The 18,407-nt window shown below is 52.7% G+C and carries 15 protein-coding genes; 7 read left to right on the top strand and 8 right to left on the bottom strand.

Features of this window, described 5'->3' with window-relative positions; genetic code table 11:
• Positions 1 to 31: 31 nt before the first annotated feature.
• The 6 genes from JFY74_19015 to JFY74_18990 all read right to left on the bottom strand — a co-directional run bounded on the left by JFY74_19015 (position 32) and on the right by JFY74_18990 (position 7,054).
• Entirely contained in the window at positions 32 to 796 is a 765-nt protein-coding gene (locus JFY74_19015) for an ATP-binding cassette domain-containing protein (protein QQG28116.1), read from the bottom strand.
• On the bottom strand, positions 793 to 1,527 hold the full coding sequence (locus tag JFY74_19010) for an ABC transporter permease (protein ID QQG28115.1): 735 nt from the start codon (positions 1,525 to 1,527) through the stop codon (positions 793 to 795). The genes JFY74_19015 and JFY74_19010 overlap by 4 nt, the downstream gene beginning before the upstream one ends.
• Positions 1,527 to 2,243 carry an ABC transporter permease subunit gene (locus JFY74_19005; GenBank protein QQG28114.1) on the bottom strand — a complete coding sequence of 239 codons (717 nt, stop codon included), beginning with the start codon at positions 2,241 to 2,243 and terminating at the stop codon, positions 1,527 to 1,529. Before JFY74_19005 ends, JFY74_19010 begins: the two co-directional genes overlap by 1 nt.
• A 487-nt stretch (positions 2,244 to 2,730) precedes the next feature.
• Positions 2,731 to 4,110 carry a uroporphyrinogen-III C-methyltransferase gene (gene cobA, locus JFY74_19000; protein QQG28113.1) on the bottom strand — a complete coding sequence of 460 codons (1,380 nt, stop codon included), beginning with the start codon at positions 4,108 to 4,110 and terminating at the stop codon, positions 2,731 to 2,733.
• A gap of 26 nt (positions 4,111 to 4,136) precedes the next feature.
• The gene (gene nirD / locus JFY74_18995; protein ID QQG28112.1) at positions 4,137 to 4,505 is read right to left on the bottom strand and encodes a nitrite reductase small subunit NirD; all 369 of its coding nucleotides are present in this window, start codon (positions 4,503 to 4,505) and stop codon (positions 4,137 to 4,139) included.
• On the bottom strand, positions 4,502 to 7,054 hold the full coding sequence (locus tag JFY74_18990; protein ID QQG28111.1) for a nitrite reductase large subunit: 2,553 nt from the start codon (positions 7,052 to 7,054) through the stop codon (positions 4,502 to 4,504). The genes nirD and JFY74_18990 overlap by 4 nt, the downstream gene beginning before the upstream one ends.
• 635 nt (positions 7,055 to 7,689) lie before the next feature.
• Here JFY74_18990 and JFY74_18985 point away from each other — a divergent pair.
• The 7 genes from JFY74_18985 to ppiA all read left to right on the top strand — a co-directional run bounded on the left by JFY74_18985 (position 7,690) and on the right by ppiA (position 15,123).
• Positions 7,690 to 8,844 (top strand): mandelate racemase family protein, encoded by a 1,155-nt coding sequence (locus JFY74_18985; protein QQG28110.1) that lies wholly within the window; start codon positions 7,690 to 7,692, stop codon positions 8,842 to 8,844.
• Positions 8,845 to 8,946: 102 nt separating this feature from the next.
• Entirely contained in the window at positions 8,947 to 10,557 is a 1,611-nt protein-coding gene (locus JFY74_18980) for an ABC transporter substrate-binding protein (protein ID QQG30588.1), read from the top strand.
• A 131-nt stretch (positions 10,558 to 10,688) separates the two neighbouring features.
• Positions 10,689 to 11,729: an ABC transporter permease gene (locus JFY74_18975; protein ID QQG28109.1), complete on the top strand. Its 1,041-nt coding sequence runs from the start codon at positions 10,689 to 10,691 to the stop codon at positions 11,727 to 11,729.
• A 38-nt stretch (positions 11,730 to 11,767) separates the two neighbouring features.
• Complete coding sequence (locus tag JFY74_18970) at positions 11,768 to 12,649, top strand: ABC transporter permease (protein ID QQG30586.1); 882 nt, start codon at positions 11,768 to 11,770, stop codon at positions 12,647 to 12,649.
• A 34-nt stretch (positions 12,650 to 12,683) separates the two neighbouring features.
• Positions 12,684 to 13,508 carry an ABC transporter ATP-binding protein gene (locus JFY74_18965; GenBank protein QQG30587.1) on the top strand — a complete coding sequence of 275 codons (825 nt, stop codon included), beginning with the start codon at positions 12,684 to 12,686 and terminating at the stop codon, positions 13,506 to 13,508.
• A 44-nt stretch (positions 13,509 to 13,552) separates the two neighbouring features.
• The gene (locus JFY74_18960) at positions 13,553 to 14,329 is read left to right on the top strand and encodes an ABC transporter ATP-binding protein (protein QQG30585.1); all 777 of its coding nucleotides are present in this window, start codon (positions 13,553 to 13,555) and stop codon (positions 14,327 to 14,329) included.
• Positions 14,330 to 14,538: 209 nt separating this feature from the next.
• Positions 14,539 to 15,123 carry a peptidylprolyl isomerase A gene (gene ppiA / locus JFY74_18955; protein ID QQG28108.1) on the top strand — a complete coding sequence of 195 codons (585 nt, stop codon included), beginning with the start codon at positions 14,539 to 14,541 and terminating at the stop codon, positions 15,121 to 15,123.
• 80 nt (positions 15,124 to 15,203) lie between these two features.
• Here ppiA and JFY74_18950 read toward each other — a convergent pair whose 3' ends face one another.
• Both JFY74_18950 and JFY74_18945 read right to left on the bottom strand, forming a co-directional pair.
• Complete coding sequence (locus JFY74_18950; protein ID QQG28107.1) at positions 15,204 to 16,481, bottom strand: right-handed parallel beta-helix repeat-containing protein; 1,278 nt, start codon at positions 16,479 to 16,481, stop codon at positions 15,204 to 15,206.
• Between the two features lie 176 nt (positions 16,482 to 16,657).
• Complete coding sequence (locus tag JFY74_18945; GenBank protein QQG28106.1) at positions 16,658 to 17,782, bottom strand: polysaccharide lyase; 1,125 nt, start codon at positions 17,780 to 17,782, stop codon at positions 16,658 to 16,660.
• Positions 17,783 to 18,407 lie beyond the last annotated feature (625 nt).

The raw sequence follows: 18,407 nt of genomic DNA, 5'->3' as shown, positions 1-18,407 counted from the left end.
CACCACTGTAACGAGAGTGGTGGGGTTGTGTTTACCAACTGGCAATAAATTGCCGGAAGCGAGCCGACTGGCTGGCAGTGAAAACGTGCTCCGGCGTTCCCTGTTCTTCAATTTCCCCCTGATGGAGGAAGACGATGCGGTTGGAGACTTCGCGGGCAAAATCCATTTCGTGAGTCACGACCAGCATGGTCATCCCTTCGTCCGCCAGCGTGCGCATGACGCGCAGCACTTCACCGACCAGCTCTGGGTCGAGCGCGGAGGTCGGCTCATCAAACAGCATCACTTTCGGTTCCATCGCGAGCGCACGGGCAATCGCGGCGCGCTGCTGCTGTCCACCGGACAAATGCGCAGGATAGTAGTGACGCTTATCCGCCAGACCGACTTTCTCTAACAGCTGCTCGGCGTGCTCTACGCACTCTGCCTGTGGACGCTTTAAGACGTGCACGGGCGCTTCGATGATGTTTTCTAGCACGGTCTTGTGTGACCAGAGGTTAAAATTCTGGAACACCATGCCTAACTGAGTGCGAATTCTGTCGATCTGTTTGAGGTTCGACGGGCGGTTCTGCCCTTTGCGGTTCGGCTTCATTTCAATGGCTTCTCCGCCGACGATAATCTCGCCCTGATCGGGAAGCTCAAGCAGGTTGCTACAGCGCAGCAGCGTCGATTTACCTGAACCGGACGATCCCAGAATTGAGATGACTTCCCCCTGATTGGCTTCAATCGAAATCCCTTTCAGGACGTCCAGAGAGCCGAAGCTTTTATGAATGTTGCGCAGGCTAATGGCGGGTGTCGTCATTGCAGATCTCCCAATTTCTTAATTTTTTTCGCTGCCGGTTGCGCACCCGGCGCACGGAGATGAGGGGTAAGCGTAAATTCTGTCCACATCAGTAAACGTGTCAGAATAAGGTTAATAAACAGATAAATAGCACCTGCGACCAGGAACACTTCAAGCGCCCGATAAGTTTCCGCGATGAGGCGTGCAGCGATCCCAGTGATTTCCATCAGCGTGATGATGGAAGCCAGCGAGGTCGACTTGACCATCGAGATCAGCTCATTACCGTAGGCGGGAAGCGCCTGACGGATTGCCAGCGGAAAAACGATACGCTTGAAAATCATGAACGACGGCATGCCGCAGGCGCGTGCAGATTCGATCTGGCCAATCGGAACGGACTGCAATCCGCCACGGATAATTTCACTGGCATAGGCACCGGTACACAGGCTGAGCGACAGCAGGGCGCACCAGTGTGGCTCCCGCAGGAATGGCCAAAGCATACTTTCCCGAACCCAGGGGAATTGCCCCAGCCCGTAGTAAATCAGGAATAGCTGAACCAGCAGCGGCGTACCGCGGAAAAACAGCACGTAGGTTCGGGCAATGGAGCGCAGGACGGCAAAGGATGACAACTGCATCAACGCCAAGCCTAGCGCCAGAAAGAAGCCCAGAAAGACCGAGCTGACTGCCAGTTGCAGGGTTAACGGGATACCGGGAATAATCTCCAGAAACGTTTCGTACAGAAAAGGAAAATCCATCAGCGTTTCACACCCCGGGAATAATGAGACTCAGCACGGCGCATAATCCAGCCGGAACAGATTGAGATAGCCAGATAAAGCAGCGCGGCCGCCATGAAGAAATCAAACGGTTTGCCGGTAGAACCCGCACCCGTTTGCGCCTGCGTCAATAGTTCAGCGACGCCGGTAACGGAAACCAACGCGGAGGTTTTCAGCACCAGCTGCCACACGTTGCCGAGTGGGGGGATCGCGTGGCGCAGCAGGAGCGGTATGATGATGCGGCGCAGGCGCAGTAGCGTTGGCATACCGCAGGCTTTGGCTGCCTCAATTTCCCCTTTGGAGACGGCGTAAAACGCGCCGCGGTAGACTTCCGTCTGCTGTGCGCCGGAGGAAATGCCGACGGCGATTACCCCTGCGAGGAAGCCGGGAAAGCCAAAGAACTCATTGCTGCCAAACAGTTTGGCGAGCAGGGTTAACGCAGAGCTGCCGCCGAAATACAGCAGGTAGATGATGAGTAGATCGGGGACGCCACGGATAAGCGTCGTGTAGCCATCAGCCAGATAGCGCACGGGGCGATTGCCGCAAATTTTGGACCAGGCACCGATCGTGCCGATCACCGCTCCCAGCAGGAAGCCGCCGATCGCCAGTGCGAGCGTCATTCCTGCCCCAATCAGTAATAATTTCCCCCAGCCATGTTCACCAAAACTGATGAGCTGCCAGAAAGTAACGTCTTCCACAAGTGACTCCAAACTGCTTGCTTATTGTTCTGTTAAACAGAACTGTTTTTGTGATGAGAGGACTACATACTCCGTTCAGGAACGAGAGTAGAAATACGTAATGACGCGATGTATCACCCTTCGATATGGACTCGTTAGATGAGGCACTCATTTCGATAACCGCGATGGCTTGACGATGAAATCGGTTCGATAGGAACGATTCAGAGGTCGTGCCGCGAATCTATTAGAAAGCTAAGCAATAGTCGGGCCACGTTTTACGTAAACGATTATTGATTATTTATTCATATAGTCTGCTTATTAATGGGTTTTGTTTTAGCCAAAATAAGGCAGATGTGGCCTGCGGTAAAGCATTAAAGTGACATTTTGTAAGGGAGTATGTTTAAAATAGTGCATTGTTATGCTATCTGGCGGGGCGTTGCATTATGATGGTGCAATAACCGCTATCCGGCAGAACGGATAGCGGGTGAGTAGGGTGGTAGGGAGAGGATTATGCTGTCTGGTCAGAGAACCAGCTCAATTTTTCCCGCAGCCCGACAACGTTGCCGATGATGATCAAACTTGGACTGCTGGCTTGTTGTGCTAATTCACTCAGTTGCGAGAGTTGTCCACTCAGGACTCGCTGTTTAGTTGAGGTGCCGTTTTCGATAATGGCGACAGGTACGGTTTCCGGTAGCTGTTGCTCGATCAGCTTGTTTTGAATGTACTCGGCCTGCTGAAGCCCCATATAAAATACCAGCGTTTGCTTTTCCGCGGCGAGGCTGGACCAGTCCAGATCGGTGTCGTGCTTGACGTGTCCGGTGATCAGCCTGACGCCCTGCGAGTGATCGCGATGGGTGAGCGGGATACCGCTGTAGGCTGAACAGCCCGACGCGGCAGTAATACCGGGGACGACGGAGAACGGTATGCCCGCCTGTTGCAGGTGCTCTAGCTCTTCAGCACCGCGGCCAAAGATAAAGGGGTCACCGCCTTTCAGCCTGACAACGCGATGGCCAGCCCGCGCCTTTTCTTCCAATAGCTGATTGATTTGATCCTGAGGGACGCTGTGATAGCCAGAGGCTTTGCCGACGAAGATTCGCTCGGCGTCACGGCGTGACAGATTGAGAATCTCTTTCGATACCAGCCGATCGTAAACGACGATGTCGGCCTGCTGGAGATGCTGTAGCCCTTTCAGCGTCAGTAATCCTGCGTCGCCCGGCCCTGCACCGACCAGCGTGACTTCACCCCGGTCATCGAGCGGCGCGGAGAAAAGTAGCTCCGTCAGCTGGTTAACACTTTGGCTATTGTCATTGGCCAGCGCCTGCGCCAGCCGATCGTGTACGAAGAGCTTTTCCCAGAAGCGACGGCGCGCGCTCATATTGCGGAACCGGCTTTTGACCCGACTGCGCAATTCACCTGCGTATGTCGCCAGCTTACCGAGATTTTGCGGCAGAATACTCTCCAGTTTTTCCCGCAGTAGCCGAGCCAATACCGGTGCTGCGCCGCCAGAAGACACCGCGACCATCAGCGGTGAACGGTCAATGATCGACGGCATAATGAAGCTGGCGCGTTCTGGTGAATCCACTACGTTACAGAAAATCCGGCGCTCGCTGGCGCTGGCATAGACATGGTTATTGACGCCCTGATCGTCGGTAGCGGCAATCACCAGCCACACCTCGTCCAGTAACGTGGGATCGAAGGTGCCGTGTACCAGCGTTAATTGAGCATCCTGCTCCCAGGCTCGAAATTGATCGTTAAAATCTAGCGCATTGACGGTAATCACTGCGCCAGCATCCAGCAATAGCCGGGCTTTACGCTCGGCTATTTCCCCTCCTCCTACCAATAGACAAGGTTTATCGTGCAACTGACAGAATATTGGCAGGTAATCCATGTAATGCCTCTTGAAAGCTCAGGTTATTAGGGTAATGGTTGGCTATTATCAACCGCGATGTCACGGTCTGCGATAGATATTTGCACATTACCGTTTGTTACCTGAGTATCATAAGCTGCAACAGAATAGGCTCCATCCTCCAGACAGAAGCCATCATAAAGGCGGAAATGCTGTTTTTTCAATGGGCTTGCGACCCAAAGATCGTCTTGATGCTCGCCTACTATCCCACGGCTTAACACGCTAGCCTGCGCGAACGGATCGATATTGCTGATGGCGTAAACCTGCTCATCGTTACGTGGGCGGAACACGGCAATCTGTTGCTGCTCGACGAGTGCGCAAACGCCGGTGCCGGGCAGGATGTCGTCTAACTTACATACGGTTGTCCACTGGCTCATGCGCTTTCCCCTTCCAGTTCAATCTGTTTCACCGGAATGCGCTCGGCAGGGCGCGCCGGACGGTGTTGTTGACGTTCACTCACCATTTGCACATTCGGGTCACGTACTGGGCTGTTAATGAAGTGGGCAAAGCGTTTCTGTGCTTCTGGATCTTCCAGCGTCGCCTGCCATTCGCAGGTATAGCCTTCTCGCAGCCGTGCGATATCCGCTTCAAGCTGATCGTTAATGCCAAGCTTGTCTTTCACAATCACATTGCGCAGATAGTCGATGCCGCCTTCGAGGTTATCCAGCCAGACAGACGTGCGTTGGAGCTTATCGGCTGTACGGATATAGAACATCATGAAACGGTCCAGGTAGCTGACTACCGTTTCGCGATCTAAGTCGGCTGCCAGCAGGTCGGCGTGGCGCGGCTTCATCCCGCCGTTGCCGCATACATAGAGGTTCCAGCCTTTTTCGGTGGCGATAATCCCCACGTCTTTACCCTGTGCTTCTGCACATTCCCGCGTACAGCCGGAGACGCCAAATTTCATTTTGTGTGGGGTGCGGATGCCTTTGTAGCGGTTTTCCAGTTCTACGCCAAAGCCCACGCTGTCGCCGACGCCAAAGCGGCACCAGGTGCTGCCGACGCAGGTTTTTGCCATACGTAACGCCTTGGCGTAAGCGTGGCCGGTTTCAAACCCGGCTTCGATGAGCTGAGCCCACACGTCAGGTAGATCGTCTTTCTGTACGCCGAATAGCGCCATGCGCTGAGAGCCGGTCATTTTGGTGTACAGGTTGTATTGCTTCGCGATGCGGCCAATGGCGATCAGGCCATCCGGTGTGATTTCCCCGCCTGCGGAGCGTGGGATCACGGAGTAGGTGCCGTCTTTCTGGATATTGCCGAGGAAGTTATCGTTAGAATCCTGCAACGGCGTGTGCTGCGGTTTGAGCACGTACTCGTTCCAGCAGGAAGCCAACAGAGACGCGGCGGTTGGTTTACAGACTTCACAGCCGTAGCCTGAACCGTGTTTCTCCAGCAGTTGATCGAACGTTTTGATTTTTTCGATTTGGATCAGGTGGTACAGCTCCTGACGCGAATAGGCGAAGTGTTCACACAGGTGATTATTGACTTCGATCCCCTGTTTGCTGAGTTCCGCGTTTAACACCTGCGTAAGCAGCGGGATACAGCCGCCGCAGCCAGTACCGGCTTTGGTGGTTTCTTTAAGCGCCGCGACGGTATGACAGCCGCCGTTAATCGCTTTGATGATGTCGCCTTTAGACACGTCGAAGCAGGAGCAGATTTGCGCACTTTCTGGCAGCGCATCGACACCCAGCGTCGGTTTCGCACTGCCAGCGGATGCCGGAAGAATCAGCGCTTCAGGAGAATCCGGCAGCGGGATTTTGTTCAGCATGAATTGCAGCAGGTTGCCGTAATCCCGCGTGTCGCCGACCAATACGGCCCCGAGCAGCGTTTTATTGTCGGCGCTGACGATCAGGCGTTTGTAGGTTTCTTTATTTTCATCCAGCCACATGTAGCTGCGAGAGCCCGGCGTATGGCCGTGTGCATCACCAATCCCGCCAACATCCACGCCCATCAGCTTGAGTTTGGCGCTCATGTCGGCACCCTGGAATCGGTTTTCATGCCCTAACAGGTGGTCGACGGCAACCTGCGCCATCTTGTAGCCGGGTGCGACCAGCCCAAATGGACGGCCCTGCCAGGCGGCACATTCGCCGATAGCGTAGACGTCCGGATCGGAGGTTTGGCACCAGTCGTTAATCGCGATACCGCCGCGTGGGCCGATTTCCAGTGCACACTGACGCGCCAGTTTGTCCTGTGCACGGATACCGGTCGAGAACACGATGAAGTCGACTTCCAGCGTGCTGCCGTCGGCAAACACCATCGTCTTGCGGTTTTCCAGACCGGAATGCTGAATGGCCTGCGTATTCTTGCTGGTGTGCACACGCACACCCATGTTTTCAATCTTGCGTTGCAGCAGGGCGCCGCCCTGTGCATCCAGCTGTTCAGCCATGAGCACCGGGGCGAACTCAATGACGTGCGTTTCCACGCCAAGGTGTTTCAGCGCGCCAGCCGCTTCCAGACCTAATAGACCCCCGCCTATTACTGCGCCGCGTTTGCTGCGGCGTGCGCAGTTTTCGATGGCGTTCAGATCTTCAATGGTGCGGTAGACGAAACAGTCCTGCCCGTTTGATCCTTTGATTGACGGGATCCACGGATAGGAGCCGGTGGCCATGATTAACTTGTCGTAATACACGGTACGGCCGGAATTGGAGTGAATGGCTTTTTCACTGCGGTTGATGGTGATGGCGCGTTCACCGAGCAGGACTTTAACGCCATTCTTTTCGTAGTAGCCTTCGCGTACTAAAGAGAGCTCTTCTACCGTGTGGTGAGCGAAGTAGGAAGAGAGGTGGACACGATCGTAGGCAACGCGGGGTTCTTCACAAAAAACGGTAATATCGTAGGTGGACGTTGGGGCCTTATCCAGCAACTCTTCGATAAAACGGTGGCCAACCATCCCGTTACCGATAACAGCGAGTCTGACTTTGTTCATTTTTGCCTCAAAATTGCTTCTTCTGAGGTTACCTTATCGCTCCACCGTGGGCGCTTATTGATGTACATCAAATTGTCTTTTATATACTACTTTATGAGTATCTTGCTGATTTTGCTTATTTTTTCTTAAGCCTTGGTTTTTGTTGGGGTTTTAGCGACTGACAAAAATGAGACCTATAGCACGCTTTTGGTCAGAAGCCGACTGGTTAGCGGCCAATCTGCTATCAGAGTAATCGTCCCCCTCGTCAATCATTCACGTTCCTGAGCGTTTAAAAATAAAACTAAGGGATTATCCATTTGTTTAATAAGGATATGAAATTTTCTGGTGATAATGCTCACAAGGTTGTGTGCAATTGCACAGTTATCGGCGACATAATTTCGTCATATGGAAGAAATTGCCTAATGACTAACGGCGTCGCAACCTTAATAATTGAAAATAAAACGCCATTTTTTTTTAATTAGCACACTATTTCTTTTCTGTGATGTTGATCGACTTATGAGGCCGTACCAGAAAGATAGTGATGTTTTTTATCGACAGGACCAACACAGTTAGTGAAGTTATTCTTTAATTATTTATGTGGCTTACATTCGTCATCGTGTACATGAGTTGTGTTAAACATCAAGGCAGGTAACAACGTGAAAATAGAATCAATTGATGTCACCGTCTTCACTTATCCCACACGCCGGGTTTCCGACAGTGCGGGTCATTCACACCCGGGAGCCGAGAATCAGGCCAAGATGGCGCTGTTAACCATCACGGCAGATGACGGCCAAAAAGGTTACGCTTTCGCTCCGCCGGAAGTGATTCGTCCTCATATCGTTAATGCTTTCTTCCGCAAAGTGCTGATCGGGCAGAATCCGTTCGATCGTGAGCGCCTGTGGCAGGATCTGGTGCACTGGCAGCGCGGTAGCGCCAACCAATTGACCGACCGTGCGCTGTCGATTGTGGAATCCGCACTGTGGGATCTGCAAGGCCGTGTGCTGAACATGCCTGTGCATAAACTGCTCGGCGGCTACCGTGAAAAAGTCCCTGCTTACGGCAGTACCATGTGTGGCGATGAGCTGGAAGGCGGTTTATCTACGCCAGACGAATACGGCCAGTTTGCCGAAAAGCTGGTGCAGCGCGGCTATAAAGCCATCAAGTTGCATACCTGGATGCCACCGGTGTCGTTCGCGCCTAGCCCGAAGATTGATGTACAAGCCTGTGCAGCGGTGCGTGAAGCGGTTGGTCCGGATATCTGCCTGATGCTGGATGGCTACCACTGGTATAGCCGTAGCGATGCGCTGTACATCGGTCGTGAACTGCAAAAGCTCGATTTCACTTGGTTCGAAGAGCCGATGGAAGAACAGAGTATGGCGTCCTACAGCTGGCTGACCAAGAGCCTGGATATCGATGTCATCGGGCCGGAAAGTCTGTCAGGTAAATACTTCAGCCGTGCTGACTGGGTTAAAGAAGGCGCATGCGACATTTTACGTGCGGGCGTGCAAGGCGTGGGCGGTCTCTGGCCGTGTATGAAGGTCGCGAGCCTGGCAGAATCCTTCGGTATGGACTGCGAAGTCCACGGTAACGGTGCGCCAAACCTCAACGTCGTTGGGGCGATCAAAAACTGTCGCTGGTATGAGCGCGGGCTGCTGCATCCTTTCCTCGATTATGACGAACCTGCTGCGTATCTGAATTCGATTGTCGATCCGATGGACAGCGAGGGCTTTGTGCATCTGCCGCAGCGTCCAGGGCTGGGAGAAGATATTAATTTTGACTGGATTGAGGAGCATACCCTAAGTAAAGAATAGCTTTGTGTTCTATATGAATAGTTTTGTTCGATCTGAAAGATAGCCTTACCTAAAAAATAAAAAGTTGTCGTCTTCCATGCTCCCACACCTTGGAGAATAATGATGAAAGCACGAGCAATACTCCGTACCCTGCTGTTAGGTTCACTCTGTATGGCCGCCACACCGGCCATTCTATCGGCAAAAACCCCTGACGATCAGCTGATCGTGGGGATGAACATGAACAACATGCTCTCACTCGATCCGGCTGCCATGACCGGTAACGAAGTGGTGGGCATTATCGTCAACCTCTATGACTCGCTGGTGGTGTTGGATCCCGCCAATCTGAGTAACATCCAGCCTTCTCTGGCGAAAAGCTGGAGCGTCAATGATGCGGGCAACGTCATTACCTTCAATCTGGTGGATAACGCCAAGTTTCATTCCGGTAACCCCGTGACGGCGCAAGACTTTGCCTGGTCGATGAAGCGTCTGCTTAACCTCAACATGGCACAGGCAACGACGTGGAAATCCTACGGCTTCACTGCGGAAAACGTGGAGAAGATGATCCGCGCCAAAGACGCACACACCGTTGAAATCGAACTGCCAAAACCGAACGATCCAAAACTGGTGCTTTACTCGTTGGCGACGCTGGGTAGCGGTTCCGTGCTGGACAGCAAAACGGTTCTGCAGCATGAGAAAAACGGTGACTGGGGTAATGGCTGGCTGACCACGAACGAAGCCGGCTCTGGCCCGTTCAAGCTGGACGTGTGGCAGGCGAAAGACGTTCTGCGCATCAGCAAGGTTGAGAACAACTGGCAGGGCGACGCGAAAATGCGCCGCGTGATTTTCCGTCACATGACTGAGTCACAGGCGCTGCGCCTGATGATTGAAAAAGGCGATATTGATGTTGCCTCTGGGATGTCGGTGCCGGATATCAATGCATTGAAACAAGATAAAGACGTTGTGGTTGATGAGGTGAAAAAAGGCACGTTGTACTACGTTGCAATGAGCCTGAAAAACGAATACTTCGCTAAACCGAAAGTGCGCGAAGCGGTTCGTTACCTGATTGATTACGATGGCGTCAATAAGACGGTAATGCCTGGCTATGGTTTCTATCATCAGCGCCCTATCCAGAAAGGGATGGATGCGACGTTGCCGGATCCTGGCTACAAGCTAGATGTGCCACGCGCCAAGGCGCTGCTGGCCGAAGCGGGCTACCCGAATGGATTTGAAACTACGCTGCGTGTCCTGTCGGATCAGCCGTTCCTGAATTTGGCGACGTCGGTACAGTCCACGCTGGCACAGGCGGGCATCAAAGCCAAAATCATCTCCGGCACCGGTAATCAGGTTTACGGCGCGATGCGCGATCGTAACTTCGATATGCTGGTCGGCCGCGGCGGTGGCGGCGTCGATCCGCATCCTCACTCCAGCCTGCGTTCTGTTGTCTATAACCCAGATAACAGCGACGAAGCCAAACTGACCAACTTCCAGGGCTGGCGCACCTCTTTCTACGACAAACCTCTGAACGACATGATCGATCAGGCGCTGTTGGAGAAAGATCCTCAGAAACAGAAGCAGATGTATATCAACGTGCAGAATCGCTATGAAGAACTGTTCCCGGCCATCATTCCGGTGTCGCAGATGATCGATTCTGTGGTGTTGCGTAAGGACGTGAAAGGCTATGTGCCGCATCCGTCTTCTACGACGCATCTGCGTGAGGTGTATAAGCAGCGCTAGTGTCCACACGTTCAACCGGATAATTAGCCGATACGTTCGCGGCTAATTATCCCGATCAGATTCGTTAAAAGAGATAACCGCGTGAGTGGTGGTTTGCTGTCGCCGCTCACCGGGATATCAGGAGAAAGAACATGGTTTTCTCTGATTGGATCAAGCCGGGTGGAGTACTACGTCGTTTGGCAAAACGTCTGTTTCAGGTGGTCGTCACGCTGTTCGGGTTATTAATCCTGACGTTCGTGATCGGTCGCGTGATGCCAATCGATCCAGTCCTGGCTATTGTCGGACAGGATGCCGACCAAAGTACCTATCAACAGGTTTACCAACAACTGGGGTTGGATAAACCACTGTATGTGCAGTTCTTTATTTACTTCAATTCGTTGATGCATGGGGATTTGGGCAATGCACTCCTGACTGGGCGACCGGTGATGGATGACATTATCCGTGTTTTCCCTGCCACCATCGAACTTGCCACCATGGCCATTATCGTCGGTGCTGGTTTGGGCGTGCCGCTAGGCGTGCTGGCTGCGGCGCGACGCGGCAAATGGGCAGATTATGTGGTGCGTTTTATCAGTCTGGCCGGTTATTCCACGCCGATATTCTGGGTCGGGATGATGGGGTTGCTGGTGTTTTATGCCTGGCTGAACTGGGTTGGCGGCGCCGGACGGGTTGATATGGCCTACGACGGTCTGGTGGAGAACCGTACTGGCTTGCTGCTGGTAGATTCGCTACTGGCGGGTGAGTGGGATGTGTTCCGTAGCGCGCTGAACCATCTGGTGTTGCCAGCCACGATTCTTGGTTTCCACTCGCTGGCCTATATCAGCCGTATGACGCGCAGCTTCATGCTGGCGCAGCTTTCGCAGGAATACATCATTACCGCACGAGTGAAAGGGCTGTCTGAGTTCCGTGTCGTCTGGGCGCACGCGTTTCGCAATATTCTGGTTCAGCTTTTGACGGTGGTGGCGCTGGCGTATGGCTCGCTGCTGGAAGGGGCGGTACTGATCGAAACGGTCTTCTCATGGCCGGGCTTTGGTTCCTATCTGACAGGCAGCCTGCTGCTGGGGGATATGAACGCGGTTATGGGATGTGTGCTGCTAGTCGGGTTGATCTTCGTGACGCTTAACCTGCTGTCGGACATGTTGTATCAAATCTTTGATCCGAGGACGAACGCATGAATATTTCCTCTGAGCCGCCGGTCAGCCGTGAATCGGTAATGCGGACACCGCCGGAAAAACGTGTGAGCCGCCTGCGGCTACGCGGTGCGCGAATCGGCGGGTTTCTCTTGACGATGATGCGCAATCCGCTTACCGCGATTGGTTCCGCGATTGTGCTGATGTTGATGCTGGTTGCCATCTTCGCGCCGTGGATCGCCACGCACGACCCACTGGTACAGGATTTGGCTAACGCGTTACAGGCTCCAAGTGCGGCGCATTACTTTGGCACCGATGAGTTTGGGCGCGATGTGTTTAGCCGTCTGGTCTATGGTTCACGCATCACGCTGTATATCGTGGCGCTGGTGTCGGTCACTGTCGGGCCTATCGGGCTGGCGCTGGGCGTGGTAGCGGGGTATTACGGCGGTATCGTCGATACCATCCTGATGCGTATCACCGATATCTTCATCTCTTTCCCTAGTCTGGTGTTGGCACTGGCGTTCGTTGCAGCGCTCGGCCCCGGTCTGGAGCATGTGGTGATCGCCATTACGCTGACGGCTTGGCCGCCGATTGCCCGTCTGGCAAGGGCGGAGACGCTGTCACTGCGTCACGCGGACTTTGTTTCTGCCGTGAAGCTGCAAGGCGCATCCTCTATCCGTATCCTGCTGCACCACATTGTGCCGCTGTGTCTGCCGTCGGTGATTATTCGTATCACGATGAATATGGCGGGCATCATTCTGACAGCGGCGGGTCTGGGCTTTCTGGGGTTGGGGGCACAGCCGCCCGATCCTGAATGGGGCGCGATGATCTCTGCGGGTCGTCGTTACATGATGGAGTGCTGGTGGTTAGTAACTATTCCGGGGCTGGCGATTTTAATTAACAGCCTGGCGTTCAACTTCCTTGGAGACGGCCTACGTGACATCCTCGATCCCAGAACTGAATAAGTCTTCTCAACGTGCGCCGGGAAGCTCGCCCCTGATGGAAGTGGAAAATCTGCGGGTAAGCTTCGTGAACCGTGGTGCTGTGACGGATGCCGTGCGCGGCGTCTCCTTCACGCTGGGCTGTGAAAAGCTGGCGATTGTTGGTGAATCCGGCTCCGGTAAATCGACGGTCGGCCGTGCGCTGTTGCAGTTGCATCCGCACAGCGCGCGGATTACGGCGGATAAACTGCGCTTCGGCGATACTGACCTGCTGAAAGCGGATGAGGCGCGGATGCGTCAGATCCGCGGCAAGCGCATCTCCATGATTATGCAGGACCCAAAATATTCGCTGAATCCGGTGGTGTGTGTTGGCGATCAGATTGCCGAAGCCTATCTGGCGCACCATCGGGTGTCGCACCGCGATGCGAAGGAAAAGGTCATGGCGATGCTAGACGTGGTACGTATTCGTCAGCCAGAGCGCGTATACAATCTGTACCCTCATGAGATCTCGGGCGGACAGGGGCAGCGCATCATGATTGCGATGATGCTGATTACTGAACCCGAAATCGTGATTGCCGATGAACCGACCTCCGCACTGGATGTGTCCGTGCGACTGCAAGTGCTAGCGATGCTGGACGATCTGGTCAGCGAGCGCGGTCTGGGGCTGATTTTCATCAGCCACGATATCAATCTGGTACGTAGCTTCTGCGATCGGGTGCTGGTGATGTATGCCGGACGCGTCGTGGAATCCATTGCCGCCGCCGATCTGGACAACGCGCAGCATCCATACACGCGTGGGCTGCTGAATTCGCTGCCGGATATCGACCATCGACGCCCGCGTTTGCCGGTGATGAATCGCGATCCAGCCTGGATCAATGGATAAAGGGGATAATCATGGCAACTGAAGCAATGAGTCAGCGCAAGCCGATGATCGAAGTGAATAACCTGAATCTCTCTTTTGGGCAGGGCAGCACGGCGAATCAGGTATTGTACGATGTGAATCTTACCGTCAACGACGGCGATATCTTTGGTCTGGTAGGGGAATCGGGTTCCGGTAAAACCACAGTGCTGAAGTGTTTGGCCGGGCTTTTTAATCATTGGGAAGGCACGTTGCATATTGACGGGAAGAAACTGGCACACCGAATCGATCAGGCGCGTTGTCGCCGGGTGCAGATGGTGTTTCAGGATCCGTACGGATCGCTGCATCCTCGTCATACCGTGGAGTCGATTCTGGAAGAGCCGCTGTCGATCCACCGCTTTGACGATCGTGACGATCGTATCGATACCTTGCTGGAGAAGGTGGGGCTGGGAACGCACTTCCGCCGGCGTTATCCGCACCAGCTTTCGGGTGGACAGCGTCAGCGTGTGGCGATTGCCCGAGCGCTGATTCTGGAGCCGAGAGTTCTGCTGTTGGATGAGCCGACGTCGGCGCTGGATGTGTCGGTGCAGGCGGAAATTCTCAATCTGCTAACGGAGTTGCAGCAGCAGGAAAAGCTGACCTACCTGATGGTGACGCATGACTTAGGCGTGATTTCCCACCTGTGCCATAAAGTGGCGGTGATGCAATACGGTAAGATACTGGAAACGTTGGAAACCGACGACCTGACCAGCGATATGCCGAAGGATGCCTATACTTCCATGCTGGTGGACGCCAGCCGTCAGTACAGCCGCGATCTGGCGGTGCGTTCGGAGCGCATGGGCTAGGTACTTATTGACTCGTCGCGCTGCGTGATAATCATCATGATGAGGGCCGAGGAATCGGCCCTTTTTTTATCTTGGGCACAGGTTTTTGCTCACAGTTGGTTACGAACAGACTTTTATACGTAAAAAAAGGTAAATGGGTAGCGTTGAAGAGTGCGGATACTTACAATCATTACGCTTTCTGTAGTCGGCCTCTTCAAAAAGGAATTCTCATGTTCAAACGTACTCTGGTTGCTGCGGCAGCCCTTATTTCACTGACGGCATTTTCTTCCGCCTTTGCGGCTTCCGACGCCACCACGCGTGTGCTGTTGACGACGTCCGCAGGTAATATCGAACTGTCTTTAGATAACCAAAAGGCACCCGTTTCGGTAAAAAATTTCGTCGAGTACGTTAACAATGGCTTTTATGACGGGACGACATTTCACCGTGTGATCCCTGGCTTTATGGTTCAGGGCGGCGGCTTTTCTGGCGAAATGAGCCAAAAAGCGACCAATGCACCGATCAAGAATGAAGCCGATAATGGTTTACGTAACCAGCGCGGCACGATCGCCATGGCGCGCACGTCTGATAAAGACAGTGCGACCAGCCAGTTCTTTATCAACGTCGCGGACAACGCGTTCCTCGATCACGGCCAGCGTGATTTTGGTTACGCAGTGTTCGGTAAAGTGGTGAAGGGCATGGAAGTTGTAGATAAGATCTCTCAGGTGCCAACGAAGAATGTCGGGCCTTACCAGAATGTGCCGACCACGCCAGTCGTGATTCAGTCTGCGAAAGTGCTGCCTGGATTGGCAAAATAGATAAGCAAAGAACCGAGAATACGACAAAGGCCACTGATGTGGCCTTTGTCGATCTTAACGTTAACGTACCAACGACTGCATTATTCCAACGCTTTAGCCATTTGCTGTAGCCACGCGTCCACGCCAGTGCTAGGTACGTTCAACTGACGGTAGGTCGCTGTTGCAACGGGATAGCCGCCGACGTCTTCCTGGCTGTTCACGAAGCCACCTTTCCGCTGTTTGAAATTCTCCACGATACGTTTATCAACGGCATCACGATCTTTAGGACGCGCGCCTGCGCTTTGCAGTACCTGATTGGTGACGGCGCTGGCCGGTGATGCCGTTAAGCCCGCAGGCCAAATAGGGGACACTTTGAGTAAATTAATCCCGCTGCCTGACGTTTGCGGTGCCGCTTTGCCCTTGGCATCGTACGCGAGATTATCTGACATCCAGACATCGCCGGAGCTGTTGCTGCCTACCAGCCCTAAACCTGCTTTGGTATTCGCACCGTAGTGCATCACGTTACCCACAACGGAGACGCGTGGGCTGGCGGGCATGGTTTTCCCTTCCCACTCTCCTTTTACGCCACCGACGCGAACGCCCCAAATGCCGGGGTTGTAGATCAGGTTATTGACCATGACACCTGTAGAACCGGCTTTAAACCAGGCATTGCGCTCGTTGTTGTGCGCATACAGGCTGCCCACGATCGATACGTCGGTCACGTTATCGTGAACCAGCGTCCCCATCGAGTGAATACCTTTGGTGTGAGCCGAATCATATAGGCCTTCAGCAACGATATTATTCGAAAGCGTGATGCGGTGTGCGGTGCCCTGCGGCCCGTCATAACGTGGGCCGGAAATAGACAGGTTTTCGTCCGTACCCCAGGCGAAACTAGAGTGGTCGATCACGACGTTGTAGGCATCTTTGCCGTTGATGGAAACATCGCGTTCAAAGCCGCTTTTTTTACCCGTCCCGGCATCGCCGATGCGAAAACGAATATGCTGCATCAGCACATCATGTGTGCTGATCCCCATTCCGCCGCGAATGATGGTGATACCGGGAGAGGGAGCGGTCTGGCCAGCGATGGTGACAAATGGCTCGCTTAATCTAAGATCACTTTTATTTAGGTCGATAATGCCGCCAACCTCAAAAACGATAATGCGCGGACCTTTGGCAGCCAGTGCTTCCCTGAGTGAACCAGCTCCAGAAGAGGCTAGCGTGGTGACGCGAATAATGCGTCCACCGCTGCCTGCTACGGTATCCGCTCCGAATCCTTTCAACTCTGGTGCAGCCGGTGTGGCGGCGCTCGCCATCGGTATGCCAACACTAAACACTAAGCCGGTGCTGAACAGTGCGGCGAACAGAAGAGAACGTTTCATTTCATTTCCTTGAATATTAACGATAAAAATGAGCGAGCCCTTAGGGCTCGCTCAAGTGCGGCCCGAACGATAAACCGACGGGCGTTAAGCTCGCTTGCAGGCTCCGGTTAGCACAGGGCAATGAGGGTCGGAGCCTGAAGTCCGCTTATTTACCTTTCATGCTTTACACATCGCAATTAGTTGCAATTTGCTGCCGTCAGCACCGCAAGATTTTTGTTCACGCCAGCATAGTTCGCCAGTTTGTCCTTCACGCACTGTGCCGAAACCGGAGAGTAGCTGTAAGGAACAGAAGCGAACGTACCGGTGCTTTTCCAGTCTTCGGCATTCACGTAGGGTTTGGCATCTTTATCCCAAGTGATGTTGTATTTAGCGAAGTCGGCTGGGCTCATGACGTTGTTATTACGCAGTTCCCACGTACCGAAGTTGGAACCATCGTAACGTGAGGTCACTGGGTTTTTCGCATTCTCGAACCAGTTACGTTCGATCAGCGCAATCCCTTTCTGACGCACGTTCAGGCCAGAGCTGGTGATGCCAGTATACAAGTTGTTGTACGCGTGAACCTGACCACCACGTTGCAGTGGGAGGCGAGCGTTAACGTCGTCGTAAATATTGTGATGATAAGTCAGGTCACGGCCCGTATCGCTGCTGCTGAAGCCGCTCAGCCCCACTTTTTTGATGCCATGAATGTAGTTGTACGACACGGTCACGTTGGTTGACGCTTTCTTAATATCAATTGCGGATTCGAATGTCGTGTCACCGTCTTTTGTACCTGCGCATTCAAAGTTTTTGGCGAAGATTTCGTTGTGGTCGATCCAGACGTTCGGCGTGTTATCGATACGAATGGCATCACCATCCTGCGCGCCGCCTGGCATGTAACCAAAGCGCATGTTACGTATGACGATATCGGATGATTTTGTCAGCCAGATCCCGAAGTTGGCGGACGATCCATTGGTTCCGATGATGGTAATCCCTTTGGTGAATTCTTTGATTTCCACACCGCGTGCGTCTTTCTTCCATTGACCACAGATGTCGTTCTCTGCGGCTTTGATCAGCGCGTCTTCATTACCGTTATAGGTGATGACGAGCGGATAAGCGCCACCTTTGACTTTCTTACCATTGGAATCCAGCTTCGCGGCTTCGATGATATCAATGATGTCTTGCATGGAGCGCGCCGTTTTTTTCACGGCACCGGCAACGTCACCACCGTCAGTGGTAGCATAACCCCCCGTATTTGCCGCCATCGTTGGTTGGGCCGCAAGCAATAACAGCCCAGCGGCTGCAGAAGGTAGTAGGTATTTCATTAAGGTACTCTCCTTGGAATTGAATTTTTGTTTGGGCATTTATGATCCACATAACCCAGATTATATTATTTAGGTGTTTCAATAAAAATGAAATCAGGGTTTATTGAAATCCCAATTAAGTCTTACCATAAAAATAAAAGAATTCAATATTTCGATATTAAATATATAGGATGAATAACGATGGAAATACGTATGGATAATAAGTAACTATTTTAAAAGATAATATTTTTTTCATTTTTTCTAAAATTAAGCCGCTTTGAATTTTTATGAAAAATAAAATTATATTTCGTTTTATTACTTACTGTTGGATGCGATTTGATAGAGGCGATAACTGTGAGCGACATCAATAAATAAGTAAAAATTTCTCATTGAGAGGATGGCGTAAGAAATATTTGATGCCGATCAAATTATTAATTAATCATGTGTTGATTGAATGCTGTTATTTTTATCGATTAATCCTTAATTAAAGGATGGTTTCTTCATTAATAAATCAAGCCATTAATTTACCATAAAAATAATTAGCTTGGTATTTAATGTATGCATACTTTTTAGGAATGCCTATCCACTCTCATGCGTAGATTCCATAAAAAACGAGCGAGCTCTTAGAGCTCGCTCGGATAGAACC

Origin of the sequence: Pectobacterium carotovorum (assembly GCA_016415585.1) — a bacterium.
GTDB classification, from domain to species: domain Bacteria; phylum Pseudomonadota; class Gammaproteobacteria; order Enterobacterales; family Enterobacteriaceae; genus Pectobacterium; species Pectobacterium carotovorum_K.
Note: the sequence above shows the minus strand (reverse complement) of the source record. Positions and strands in the feature narration are given on the sequence as shown.

Bases quoted from the DNA above. Each gene is read 5' to 3' on its own strand.
- JFY74_18980 (QQG30588.1), top strand. From the start codon at position 8,947: ATGAAAGCACGAGCAATACTCCGTACCCTGCTGTTAGGTTCACTCTGT.
- JFY74_19015 (QQG28116.1), bottom strand. From the start codon at position 796: ATGACGACACCCGCCATTAGCCTGCGCAACATTCATAAAAGCTTCGGC.
- JFY74_18945 (QQG28106.1), bottom strand. From the start codon at position 17,782: ATGAAATACCTACTACCTTCTGCAGCCGCTGGGCTGTTATTGCTTGCG.
- JFY74_18950 (QQG28107.1), bottom strand. From the start codon at position 16,481: ATGAAACGTTCTCTTCTGTTCGCCGCACTGTTCAGCACCGGCTTAGTG.
- JFY74_18970 (QQG30586.1), top strand. From the start codon at position 11,768: ATGCGGACACCGCCGGAAAAACGTGTGAGCCGCCTGCGGCTACGCGGT.
- JFY74_19010 (QQG28115.1), bottom strand. From the start codon at position 1,527: ATGGATTTTCCTTTTCTGTACGAAACGTTTCTGGAGATTATTCCCGGT.
- JFY74_18965 (QQG30587.1), top strand. From the start codon at position 12,684: ATGGAAGTGGAAAATCTGCGGGTAAGCTTCGTGAACCGTGGTGCTGTG.
- nirD (QQG28112.1), bottom strand. From the start codon at position 4,505: ATGAGCCAGTGGACAACCGTATGTAAGTTAGACGACATCCTGCCCGGC.
- JFY74_18960 (QQG30585.1), top strand. From the start codon at position 13,553: ATGATCGAAGTGAATAACCTGAATCTCTCTTTTGGGCAGGGCAGCACG.
- JFY74_18990 (QQG28111.1), bottom strand. From the start codon at position 7,054: ATGAACAAAGTCAGACTCGCTGTTATCGGTAACGGGATGGTTGGCCAC.
- JFY74_18975 (QQG28109.1), top strand. From the start codon at position 10,689: ATGGTTTTCTCTGATTGGATCAAGCCGGGTGGAGTACTACGTCGTTTG.
- ppiA (QQG28108.1), top strand. From the start codon at position 14,539: ATGTTCAAACGTACTCTGGTTGCTGCGGCAGCCCTTATTTCACTGACG.
- cobA (QQG28113.1), bottom strand. From the start codon at position 4,110: ATGGATTACCTGCCAATATTCTGTCAGTTGCACGATAAACCTTGTCTA.